Source organism: Coleofasciculus sp. B1-GNL1-01, from assembly GCF_040220235.1.
GTDB lineage: Bacteria > Cyanobacteriota > Cyanobacteriia > Cyanobacteriales > Coleofasciculaceae > Coleofasciculus.
The window spans coordinates 17521-30417 of record NZ_JAVJTO010000024.1; the positions used below are offsets into that span (position 1 = coordinate 17521).

The 12897-nt window shown below is 45.2% G+C and carries 9 protein-coding genes; 1 reads left to right on the forward strand and 8 read right to left on the reverse strand.

The window, feature by feature from the left end; genetic code table 11:
• Positions 1-26: 26 nt before the first annotated feature.
• Positions 27-314: an RNA recognition motif domain-containing protein gene (locus RID53_RS05440; RefSeq protein WP_446344697.1), complete on the reverse strand. Its 288-nt coding sequence runs from the start codon at positions 312-314 to the stop codon at positions 27-29.
• Between the two features lie 296 nt (positions 315-610).
• On the opposite strand from RID53_RS05440, the gene gcvT reads away from it, so the two are divergent.
• On the forward strand, positions 611-1726 hold the full coding sequence (gene gcvT / locus RID53_RS05445) for a glycine cleavage system aminomethyltransferase GcvT (protein ID WP_446387154.1): 1116 nt from the start codon (positions 611-613) through the stop codon (positions 1724-1726).
• Positions 1727-1965: 239 nt separating this feature from the next.
• Here the strand turns inward: gcvT and RID53_RS05450 are convergent, their stop codons facing one another.
• The 7 genes from RID53_RS05450 to RID53_RS05480 form a co-directional block, all read right to left on the reverse strand.
• Complete coding sequence (locus RID53_RS05450; RefSeq protein WP_446387155.1) at positions 1966-2661, reverse strand: methyltransferase; 696 nt, start codon at positions 2659-2661, stop codon at positions 1966-1968.
• A gap of 196 nt (positions 2662-2857) precedes the next feature.
• Positions 2858-3364 (reverse strand): cysteine dioxygenase, encoded by a 507-nt coding sequence (locus tag RID53_RS05455; RefSeq protein WP_446387156.1) that lies wholly within the window; start codon positions 3362-3364, stop codon positions 2858-2860.
• A gap of 261 nt (positions 3365-3625) precedes the next feature.
• Entirely contained in the window at positions 3626-5668 is a 2043-nt protein-coding gene (locus tag RID53_RS05460; protein ID WP_446387157.1) for a Dyp-type peroxidase, read from the reverse strand.
• Between the two features lie 85 nt (positions 5669-5753).
• Positions 5754-8267: a galactose oxidase-like domain-containing protein gene (locus RID53_RS05465; protein ID WP_446387158.1), complete on the reverse strand. Its 2514-nt coding sequence runs from the start codon at positions 8265-8267 to the stop codon at positions 5754-5756.
• Between the two features lie 231 nt (positions 8268-8498).
• The gene (locus RID53_RS05470) at positions 8499-10376 is read right to left on the reverse strand and encodes a peroxidase family protein (protein ID WP_446387159.1); all 1878 of its coding nucleotides are present in this window, start codon (positions 10374-10376) and stop codon (positions 8499-8501) included.
• Positions 10377-11032: 656 nt separating this feature from the next.
• Positions 11033-12244, reverse strand: coding sequence for an aspartate aminotransferase (locus RID53_RS05475; RefSeq protein ID WP_446387160.1), 1212 nt, complete (start codon positions 12242-12244; stop codon positions 11033-11035).
• A gap of 274 nt (positions 12245-12518) precedes the next feature.
• On the reverse strand, positions 12519-12731 hold the full coding sequence (locus RID53_RS05480) for a hypothetical protein (protein WP_446387161.1): 213 nt from the start codon (positions 12729-12731) through the stop codon (positions 12519-12521).
• Positions 12732-12897: the final 166 nt, after the last annotated feature.

Genomic DNA, 12897 nt, shown 5'->3' on the forward strand with positions numbered 1-12897 from the left:
TGCTATAATTGAGTGAATTAGAATTATTAACGACGCGAAAAGTTACCGTTTTTGCGGTTACCGCCTCTGTTTTCGCGAGGTCTGGCTTTATTCACCTTCATATTGCGCCCCATCCATTCAGCTCCATCGAGTGCCTCAATAGCGGCTGTTTCTTCATCATCTGTTTCCATCTCTACAAAACCAAAACCCCGAGGACGTCCGGTTTCACGATCAGTGGGTAACTGCACCCGCTTGACAGCACCATAGTCTGCAAAGACAGCACTCAGGTCTTCTGCAGTAACGTCGTAGGATAGGTTGCCTACGTAAATTGACATGATTGTCTCCAAGCTCAAAGTTGTATAAAGATGAGGGTATCGGAGACAAGTCTGTCAAGTCGAAAGGAAAAAAGCCAATCTGTACTAAGCACAAACACTGAAACCGAACACATTCTCCATGATTAAGCTAGCACAGGCTTGCAAATTTGGGTTCCCTGTTCCCTAATCTCAACCGTTAACTTTAATGAAAGTCCACCTCCTTATCGATGCCTTGGCGCGATCGCAATTTACCCGATCAGGGGTTAATGTCAGACAACTCGGTAGAATATGAAAGACATTGTGACTCAAGACTATCTGTGGCTAAGCCAAAACCTTCTCTTGCAAGAACTCCTCTGTTTGACCTTGCCGTTGAACAAAATGCCCGCTTCACTGGCTTTTCGGGTTGGGAAATGCCAGTGCAATACAGCAGTATTGGACAAGAACACGAAGCAGTACGCACCGATGCGGGAATGTTCGATATCTCCCACATGGGGAAATTTGCCTTTACCGGGAAGCAGCTATGGCAAGCGTTACAGCGATTAGTCCCGTCCGATTTGAGTCGATTACAATCCGGTCAAGCCCAATACACGGTATTGTTGAATCCTCAAGGGGGGATCATTGATGATGTGATTGTTTACCACCAAGGGGAGGACGAAACGGGCGCAGCGCAGGGGATGATGATTGTTAATGCAGCAACTTGTCAGAAGGATAAAGACTGGTTGTTAGCCCAACTGGAAAACACCGGGGTAAAATTACTCGACCTTTCTGAGGAAAACGTCTTAATTGCTTTGCAAGGACCCCAAGCTGAGGCGTATCTACAACCCTTGGTTCAGGAAGATTTAACCGCACTGAAATCCTTTGGACATCTCAATGCAACGATTCTAGATCAACCCGGATTTATCGCCAGGACAGGTTACACTGGCGAAGATGGGTTTGAGGTGATGGTTCCACCGGAGGTTGGGGTAGAACTGTGGCGGCGTCTGTTCCAAGCTGGGGTGACTCCCTGCGGCTTGGGGGCGAGGGATACATTGCGATTAGAAGCTGGGTTGGCACTTTATGGACAAGATATTGATGATACGACGACTCCCCTAGAAGCTGGTTTAAGTTGGCTGGTACATTTAAACCGTAAAGGCGATTTTATCGGACGTTCTGTATTAGAAGCGCAAAAAGCCAATGGTGTGGAACGTCGGTTAGTGGGGATTGAAATGCAGGGGCGACATATAGCCCGTCACGGTTACTCGGTACTATCTGATGGCAAAGTCGTGGGAGAGGTAACGAGTGGGACTTATTCACCCACATTAGGGAGAGCGATCGCACTTGCCTATTGTCCCACATCCCTCGCCAAGATCGGTCAACCGTTAGAGGTAGAAATTCGCGGTAAGACTTATCCCGCCGTTGTTGTCAAAAAACCCTTTTATCGCGCCAAAAAATGATAGTCTGACATACACCCTCTAGGGGCGACCCGCTTGCACTAATTAACAACACCAGTGTACTCAATGGAATTGGGTCGCCCTCCACTGAATTGTCACTCAATTTTCTGTTTGGCAGACTCATACCCAATCCGATGAAGTCATCCTGATTATCCTCTGGGTACTTTTTCTTTTGACTCCTTCTGTCCTCTGCTGTCTGCCTTTTGCCTTGTCCCTACTGGGTAGTTAACCCGGATTTAGTATCAAGCCCTTAAAGTTGCCAAATAAACCTGTAGGGTTTCAATATATTCATCATCAATGATTTCAAACCCATTAGGAACTTGACGACTTTCTTCAATGAATCCGGGTTCAGTAAAATAGTAGTCTCGAAAGAGTCCTCGCGTTTTGTAGACGACTTCATGCGTAAACCCAGCTTCGTCTAATTCAGCTTCAGTTTTCGGAAAGTTTGCCATACTACTTTGAGAAAAGATTAAATATCCACCCGGATTCAGAAATTTCCGGCTTTGTTTAATCATTTCCGTAATAAACCAGCGGCGGTCAGGGGTGCTGGCTTTACAGAAGGGAGGATTACACAACACCAGATCGTAACGCTCTGGTATGGGGTCAAAACTCATCCAATCTTTCACCCAAGCATGACGATAACTTACATTATTCTGCTTGGCATTTTCCTTGGCAACATTGTTCACCTCCTCACTAATATCCGTAATATCCATACTCCTCGCACCGAGTTTCAGAGCAAGAATGGCATGAATTCCAGAACCCGCTCCAATTTCAATAACTGATTTGCCACAAAATACATGAGGAACTCGAATCATTCCATTGGCTAAAGCGTGTCCATGAGGTGTCGGTTTCCAAGCCTCACCGCTCAAATTAATTTTGATCACAAACGGATCAAAAAAATATTTGGTTAATGTTTGGGATTTGGTGATAGTTGTCATAGTTAATTAGGGGTGAATATTTACAGGAATTGAATCAACAAAAAGGCCAAGTAACCTAAGCTTTTGGTTAACAAATGACTTAGGCTTAAATTAGGGAGTTGCGTAAAAATAAAGTACCAGTGAGGAAAGTTTTATTCATCAACTCAGCCAAGCTTGATTGGTATATTATTAAGCCGCAAGTCCCTTAGCAAAAAGGTCAAGAATAATTTAGATAACGTTCACTCAATTGACCTGTTTTTAGATCGTATAGATGACACTTCTTAATCGGTAGCGAGTAGAGATGTAATGTAATGGCTTGCTGACTCAGAGGCTTAATCGAATGCCACGTCCGCGTAGAATTCATCAAACGGGATTTATCACCTTGGTGATACATTATCCTATCCGTCTCACGTAAGATAAAACGTTGATCACGATGCAGCGTTGGCTGATAGAGTGTTTCTTCAATTGTGCCTTCGACAACATAAATCCAACAATCTTGACTTTGATGATCGTGAATTGGGCTAGCTTGTCCCTTCTGCCAACATAGAATCAGCAGTTCATATAAGTCTGTGCTGTGGACTAAATTGCGAGTATAAGACCGCTCGTTCCAGGTACAGTAAGAGGCTATACTGTCCAGGGGTATATCAAGAGACTGAATCAGTTGGTCATAATAAGATGAATTTTTAGTCGCTGGAATACTTAATCCATCAGTAAGTTTATCCAAAGAGGATATTGTTGAAATACGGCTTAAATTCATCGCCAAAAACACAAAAATTTACAACAAATCTTTGATGAAACCTCTAGCCAACCTGTAGTTTTACTTAGTCAATAGGGAACGCAAAAACGACTGGGGAGGCTTTGCCTCCCCACATACAGCAGTTCCCGATGTTATGAAGTACAGTAGCAGCAATGAAGAAACTAAGTTCTGAGATATTGGAGATTGATACTATACCCTATTGCAGCGGAAACCGCTATAAACCTATCCTCAACTATAGTAAATACCCGAGTTAGCATTGGGGGTACAGTCAGGGACGATATTGCCGTAGCGTTCATCCAATAGCCAATATCCCTCTAAACCAGACTCATATCCTGTTAAGCGTTGGTTCATCTTTTCTCTGATTTCCGCTTCAGAACGAGCGTAATTCCAGAGTCGAGCTTCAGCCATGTACCCGTAAAAATAACGACTACTGTCTCCATCTAGGCTACGTCCAATGTAGAGGGGGGAGTGATGGACAATAACCTCTCCTTCCACGGGTCCTTCTGCCTTCAATTCACCATTAATGTAGGTTTTTGCCGTGGTGCCATCATTGGTAATCGCTAAGTGATACCATTGATTCCATTGAATTGAACCATTAGACGTATTGGGCGCTCCTGCATTCCAGCCGGCTGGAGTATGGAAGCGGTGGTGAACATATCCCGCATTATTTAACCAGATATTAAAATTTCGACCTGGTTTGCCAATAACACCCTGCCAAGCGTCTTTCGGATCACCGGGTTTAAGCCAAACTTCGACCGTATAAGTTTGCACCCGCAAACTCGGATTATCTGAAATGACGAGATAATCATTTTTCCCATCAAAACACATGGTCGAATAAGTATCCAGTGTTTCTGGCGTGAGTTCTTCACTGACGGGACTCAAGGTTTTCAAGAAACTCAGACTGGGGGCAAAAAAGTATTCCCCACCTTTCATATGTACCCACAGCTTAAACTTACATTCTGTGGTTGTTGATTCTCCCCAACCCGTGGGCCATTTGTGAGTTCCAGCCTGTTGACCAATAATCGGATCAGGACCCGTATTCACATTGACAAAATTATTCTGGTTTGCCCAGGACGCTTGCATGAAATTGAACTGATTTTCAATATTCCCCTGGAAGCATAAAAACAGCAATCCTGAACCCGATGAGGATTCGCGGGTAATGTCATTTTCCCCATAACTAATCCCGCGACGGGCAATCCGATGACCCCGTTCTGTCTCTAAGGCTTGCTCGTAATCAACCGCAGACCCGACTCGTCCCGTATCTCCACGGGGATTCGTTTTGCGAACGTGAGCATGGAATGGACATTTTGTGCCTTGGGTATCATCGTCAAAGCCAAAACTATTGGTATCGGATGAGGCAGGTATCGCTGAACGGGTGACGGGTGTACCATCTTTAAAACGACCAACAGTCATCGCACCCGCTAAATCATTGTCCACCCCTAACTTTTCTGCGAGTTGGCGCACTTCTTCATGGAACGCTCTGACATTTTGTTCTAGTTTCCGGTAGACTAAATAACTGCCGTAACTATCCTCCGTTGTCCCATTGGGATCTTTGGCTAAAACCAAACTCAGCGATGCCCGAGAATCCCATTTTTCAAATTCGCAGTTGTTATATTTATCTTTGATAATATCCCGTTTCAAAAATAGCGGCTGACTCACACCATCTACATAGCCAAAATGTTCAATGGGTTGGTTTTTCTCGTTTCTGAGGACAAACCCATCTTCCCGATTGACAATATCCGCTACCTTAAGCAGTTTTTGTGACATCCGGTTGACTTCTTGGAGTAAATCCACCACATCATCATCTGCCATTAAGACCAAGGCATGAATTTCCTCTTGATATCCGGGTTCCCATTCTTCCACCACCGGATCACCCATTAAATTCCTGACTGCATCGTTTTTCATGCCAAAGCGAAACGGCTGATCCTTGGGCGTGCGGAAGGGCTTAACTTCTAGATATTCATAGCCAAAACGAGATAAAAAGAAGTTGGCAAATAGACTCCCCTTGGCTTTGTACTTGCGGTAAAGTTCAGCTTCATCTGCCTGCTGCTTTGCCGAGGTGACATATTTGCGACTAAACCCTTGAATCCATTTCTTAGCGTCCTCGACTTTATCCGGTTTAAATTTTAAGAAGAGATGGACACTATGCTCTCGTCCATGTCCTTTAAGAATATTGCCTTGTAAATCGGTGAGTAAAGTTTTGTACTTAGGATCTGCTGGGTCAATGCCATACTCATGAACTGTGCTTAAATCTTGGTCAGTTAGTGCCATGGATATACTCCTGATTTTAAGGTGGGAATGACACTGCTGCCGTTATTGGCAACGGCAACAGTGCAGAATTCAAGATGAAATGAATTTACGCTTCTAGCTTCACCATCGTGGCTTTAGACGGCTTACCGATGTCATTGACATAGAACATCATGTAATAGCCCGGAGGGTAAAGATTCGCGTTTTCCGGTGCGGTGAAATCAATTGAAGAGGGTGTACCGAGAGCAACGTTTTTAATCGTCGCTGGTGCTAACAGTTGTCCGTAGTCTAAACTGTGAGTCACGGTTCCCAATTTCACCAGAACCAGTGAGCCATCTTGGGTCGCATCTTTGACGGTGATGGTGCCAGATTCACCATAGTTTAATGTTTCAGGTGCCTGGGTAATTTCTGGACGTGCCCCGGGTTTAAACAGATAGGGAGGGCTGAAGATTTCCGCCTGCCAAATCTCTGCTGGAATAAAGGGTAAGGGGTCTTCTTCTGCGAAATAACTGTTTTGGGGGTCAGCGTAATAGTTTTTCAGGAAGCTGTCATACTCAGCATCAGAATTAACTTTTCCGGAACCCTTAGGTTGATTGGGTTTATCGCTGAGTGGGGCTAAGACGTAGTACTCACTAGGATCAGGTAAATCATCAACCCGAACTGTTCCATCTTTAGCCCGTGCCGCCCGACGGGGATTACCACCAATGCTTAAAACCCGAGCATCGGGTAACAAGAGCGCCCCATTATGATACAGCCGGGGAAACTGAGCTGGACTCATGGATTTCGTCGTATAGCCCCCTGGTGCATTCTCATCGGGTGTCATCAGCACCGGTTCATAAATGGGATCATATTCGGCATATTCACCCCCATTAATCACCAAGACTTCTTTTGTGGGTAAAATTACCGCCATATTCATGGCGCGGGGTTGATCCAAAAAGTTGTCGATGGCTTTCCATTCACCAGACTTTTTACCTGAATTTTCCGGAGAAATCCAACGTTCTAAGCTGGTGGAAATCCGCGCACCTTTTGCCTTGAGTGACTCATTTAAATCGGGGAATTGGGGCCAGCCGTAGGCAAGGCTATTCGTGTCTACTAAACCTCCGACAAGTAACACATCGCCTTGGTAATAAGGGTCAAGGAGTCCAGTTCCATAAACCTTAGACAGTTCCTCGCGGTCAGCCGCTACTTCAAACTTGACATCCAAGTTGCCATTACCGTTATCGATGACGGACATCAAGTAACTCTTGTTACTGGCGTGAATTTCTAGGGGGAATTTACCCGCACCATCACCCGTAATCATTAACCGACCATCGGCAGTGGGAAAGATACGGGGATAAACATCGATACTATCGTAAGCATCGATTGTTTTGGTAATTTGTTTGCCGTTGTACTCGTACTTGTCTTCGTATTCGACTTTGACATTAAAAGGACTGTCTTCAATGTAGTCGAGATCGATGTAACTCAGTTTCTTGGTTTTGGGGTCATAGATTTCAATCGTGTGAGCAATCTGACCCGGTCTACCAAATTTCAGTCCAGAGAAAATGACAATTTTGCCGTCAGCTAGGGGGACTAAACTGGGATACCAACGTCCTTCATTGAATAAACCAGCAGTTGTCCATTTGTTTTCTTTCCAGTTGTAGATGTTGGTTTGTTTCGAGCCTTCAAAGTTTTCGCCGGGATAGTAGCGATTGGTGCCACTGACAAACAGGACATTTCCATCTAATAGATGGATATGACCAGAACAGAAAAGATCATTACTTTGACCATTTTGGACAGCGGGAGGCGAATCGATGCGTTGATAGGTTCCCGTTTCTGGATCAAATAGAGATGTATTGTTGACGACATCATAGTCCGCCGAATTTACCCCATCACTAAACTCAACTTTATCGCCGTCTTTGATCAGAGTATTCCGATTACTACTGCCGTTAGCAATCAGGACTTTCCCATTGGGAAGAACCGCTGTATGCACAGCTTGCATCCAATCGTCTTGGTTAGGGGGTAAGGGAACAGTTTCCCATGCACCGACTTCGGCTCTGGGATCATTAGCTTGACCGTAAATCGTAGCAATGAATTTAGTCCCATCCAGATCAGCGTCTTTTCTCGGACCAACAACAAAATCAACATCAGAACCTTTCTTGACAGTCGCCTTGACGCTGAATGTCACGCCCTGACTATCGTTGCCTTCAATTTTTTGTGACCAAACTCGTTCACCATCAACGAAGATATAGCCTTTGATGCCATCACCACCGAGTTCGGCTTTTGCCAGTTGACCGGTAATCGTGATGTCACCATCGACTTCGCTTTTCCAGCGACGGATGGGCCATTTTTTGTAACCGGCTCGACTGGGTTTAGCCAAGTCGGAGGATAGCTTGGTGTTGGGATCAACTTGCCAACTGCCGCCTGTATAAGCGGACATCTCTTCAAAGTAAGGGACGTACAGTTGCTCACCAACGTAGCCGTAGAACCAATTCTCCTTTCCTTGCGTTCCGGAAAACTCACTGATTGAATCGGCAATTTTCACACTGGGCGCTGCTTGCGCTCGTGCTGGAGTTGGATTGACAATTAATGCCAACAACCCCAGCATGAAAACCGATAGGAAGGCTAGGATTTTCTTTTTCTTCATGAATGATTTAGACTAAAAAACTGTACCAAGTTGAGTCGGTAATTTGAGGTAGCCAACTCATCCTTATTTATGTTCAGATTTAGTTAGTATAGGATGTTTTGGCTACCTTTGGGCAAAAAAGTCAACTCATGATGACGACTAATCTAAACAGCGATAAAGTAGATTGTTTTGTAGCCGTCATCAGGTTTAAACGAGATTTTTTTCAAGTTTTTAAGTTGACATTTGCCTCAATTAGGTATAAGCACCTCCGCTTCCTGTTGCTGCTTCTGCCTTTTCCAAGACCCACCACTCTTGAGCATTTTCCACGGTCGTAAAATAGCCAGGGTATTTGGTGTCCCGCGTCAATCGTTGATTCGTCCAGTAGAGGTTGGTCAGATAGACTTTATCCCCATAGCGAATCTTGGCATCACCACCATCGACTTTAGTAATCTGCCATCCTTGCATTTGCTGATTGTAGAGAGACCAGTAGTAGCAATTATGCCGATCGCGAAAAGCTCCCAAGATGTTACCTTGAGCCAATCCCGTTTCAGTTGATAGGATTTGCACGATCGCGTTATGGGTTAGTTCTCCATTGCCATTTCCCAGTTTCAGCTTCACCTGACCACTGGCGTCCAGCCGGGGGAAGTAATAACCAGAGTGATCGGCGCTGATTAGATACCGCCCATCTTGGCTTTTCAGGTAGAACTCTTCGCCAAATTTGATCGCCTCTTTCTTCGGTTCATGCTTCTGCACAAACTTAACCAAGTCCGCCATGGTGAAGTTATCCCCCTCACCTAAATAAGGCTTCCAGGGTTTGGGCGCATTCACGTAAGATTCGGGATCTTCCTTAATAATCCGTAGCAATGTCATCGCCACAATCCGCCCCCCTACTGGTCCAAGTTTGCCGCCATGAGCTTCCGCTTCGGCTAAACAGTAAAACCACAAGGGCGTTTCCGTTAGTCCTGCGTCTTTTACCTTTTGGTGCAGGGGAATCGGATTCACCCCAAATGCCTTGGCGACTTCTTCACCACTGGGTAGGCTATAGGACACGGCTCCCCGTAACAAATTCCGAAATGCCAGAGAATTCTCACCCCGATCTTTTGCCGCTTTGGGTACAAAGGGTAGATCATAGAATTCGTGCGCCATCCAGGTATCAATCTTCCGCGCCTTCTGGGGTTCAATCGAGCTATCCACCTCAAAGAAGAAACGCCAATCCACTATATTTTCGGGAGCGACGGCATTAAACACCGATAAGGCATTACCGGGTTTATCTTTAAAGTTCTCGAACAGGTCTACATTTAAACGATTGGCATTAATGTGGTAGTGGGAACGAGTCAACGTGTGACCAAACCGATAGGCGGCGCCAGCAAATTCGACAGGAATGGTTGGTGCATCACACCAGATTGGATCAGACTTGTAATTGTCACTGTCTAAAACATCCTGTACAGCCTGATCGAGAACCTCTTTGACAATGATTCGGGGCAAGAAATCATGGCGAACAATCCATTGATAATGCCGTTGCACTGCTCGCTTGGCTTTCTCGAATTCCACATCTTTATGTTGGACAGGTTCAAAGATTTCGATATCTTCATTTTCGATTCCTTCCAACACCGCGTTGTGGAATTTCATGAACAGCAACTGCAACTGAGAGATGATGCCGTTTTCATCATTGCGGGATTCAGGGATTAATGCCCGTCCTTCACGGTTACGCGGCAGATCATTATCGGGATTGTTTTCACTGCCAATCAGAAAGAAGTCTTTGTGTTTACGTTGATAGAGAAAGGGAATGGCTTCCGGTCCATCACCATAGACAGAATCTAAGTCAAATATTGGGGTACGGATATTCGGGATTGACTCGACATCACCAAAGACTTTGTTAAGACCGGAGGTAGTATCAAAGGTGATGTCATGGTCGATAAATTGACCCAAGAAGACGTAGCCATCGGGAATATCACTATCCCCTGATGGATCTTCATTGTCTCCTTCGTCCATGCTATTAGCCAGTTTGAGTAAGGCGTCTTCGATATCTTTACGTTCGACAACTTTGCCTTTCGGTAATAGTCTGCCAAAGAATCCTTGATGTGTACCTTTTTGGGCTGAGGCTTCCAGGAGTTGTTGAAACGGGCTCATCCCGTGATGTTGTGGCATGTTTGTCTAGTTTTAGAAACTCAATTTTCTCGGTTACAAGAGGGTTCAACCTCTCCGGAAACACTGTTTAATACAGGGGTTTTAGTACAACTGGATTTCCCAATCAATATAAGCTGATGCTCTAAATTTACCGGCATCACTAATAGGAAGAACGTACATCCAACCAAAAACAAGCAAAACATCAACTTGTTAGTTAAATGCATGAAAGCTTACCGAATGCCAGTGCATTACCCTGATCTGTCCACCCCAAAGGTTCACCTCTAGACATAAGGGAACATAACCTCTGGGGAACACTCTACGACCAACTGAGCCATAAATTTTTTGTCTCTTGCACAAAATTAGATTTTGTGCTACTAAGCCGAGTCACACACATCATGCCTAAGGAGGATGTTGTTAATTTCAGTTGTTGATGTAACGACATAGTTTCACAAATCGGTTGATTTGACAAATACAACAGACCAATTTTGTAACAAAAATTGACACTTATCAGAGGCTGTCCATTCTCGCCCTGACCTATGGACAGCAGCAACTACGAACATAAAGGCGCGATCGCACTTTGATCAGCACTGTGATCACGATGGTAGGATTTGTTCACCGTTGTGCGATCGCCAGCATCACCCCCATCACCCCCATCTTCCCTACCCCCCTCCAGAGGCTACAGGTTCAGGTTGATAGCGAATCCCCGCTTGCTTTAGACGCCGCAACACCTCAGCCAAGCGATCGCACTCCGCAATCAAGCTTACCCGTACATAGCCTTCACCGCCGACACCAAAGGCGTTTCCCGGCGTCACCACCACACCGGTTTGCTGCAAGACATCCAGAGCGAAATCCGTTGAATTTTGACCGGGTGGACAAGGAACCCATAAATACATCGTCGCCTTTGACTTAGGAATCTGCCACCCCAATTCAGCTAACCCTTGAATCAAAAAATCTCGGCGGCGACAGTACCGTTCTTGCACCTGATGCACATAACTATCCGGTAAATCCAATGCCGTTTCTGCGGCGGTTTGTAAGACGGCAAAAATCCCGTAATCTAAATTCGTTTTTAACGTCCGCAATCCTTGAATAATATGGCGATTTCCGACAACAAATCCAACCCGCCAACCTGCCATATTATAGGTTTTTGATAAGGTATGAAATTCTACGCCAATCTCCTTCGCACCCGGAATTTCTAGTAAACTCGTCGGTTGATAACCATCAAATGCGAGTTCGGCGTAACATAAATCATGCACCAACAGAATTGAGTAACGACGGGCAAAAGCCACAATTTCCTCAAAAAACTCACGGGGAGCCGTCGCTGTTGTTGGATTATTCGGATAGTTAAAATATAGAATCTTTGCCCGTTGCGCCACCTCCTCAGGAATAGCGGCTAAATCAATCAGCCAATCATTTTCCGGCTTAAGGATCATGCTGTGAATTTCGGCTCCAGCAATCAAGGGACCTCGGAAATGGGCTGGATACGCCGGACTTGGTACTAAGACCAAATCCCCAGGATTGACATAAGCTAGGGCGAGGTGAGTCAATCCTTCCTTAGAACCCAAGAGGGGTAGGGCTTCGCTATCAGGATCGAGAGTAACCTTGTAGCGGCGGTGATACCAACTGGTAATCCCATGGCGAAAATTTGCCGTCCCTTCAAACGGGGGATAGCCATGGTTACTCGGATGATTCAGGGCTTTGATCGCTGCTTCAATCACCGGTGCAGGTGCTGAACCGTCAGGATTCCCCATCCCTAAATCAATTAAATCCAACCCTTGCTCACGAGCACGGGCTTTGAGTTCATCCAAACGAGCAAACACATAGGGGGGCAAGGCACTCAGGCGCTTTGCTGGGGTAATCCAATTTAAGTTCATTTAAAAATTCAGCGTTCCTAAACTAGAAAATTATATCGGCATTATCGGAAAATCGCTTAAGCTCCCAGAATTTTTGCCCTCAAGGGCTAAATCCGGGTTTATGAGGGCTTGCTGTATAAGCTGTTGCTATATTCAGATGGGGATACCTAGATTTCTCAAAGGCAACAGGTAACAGGCAACAGGGAATACACAATTTAACAATCAAGGGTTGGACAACAATCCAAGGTGCACAAAGAAACCGTAGGGGCACGGCATTGCCGTGCCTTTCCTACCATTATTTAGCTGGGTTGTTTCTGTCGGCTTCGAGGATACGGATAATACTGGTTTCTAAAGCGCGTTGGAAATCAGTATCAGAGGCATAATTTCTGTATAGGGTTAGTTCGTTACGGCGTTCTTGGTTGATGGCTTGTTTGATCAGTTTTGAGATAGCTAAACGTCTATTTTGGGTATCAGGATTATTCACAACTTGGGTTTGATAAGCTGTCATGCATTTAAATTGGATATTAGTAGCGAGCAAGATGCAAAGCCTGCGGCATGGCTTCGCTAAACGCACTACAAGGCTTTCGCCATTATTGACATTAAGGTTTAAATGCCGAACAGCTTAGTTGGGATTGGTGGCGACATGGCGGGCGAGTTTGACTAGCTTGATTCGG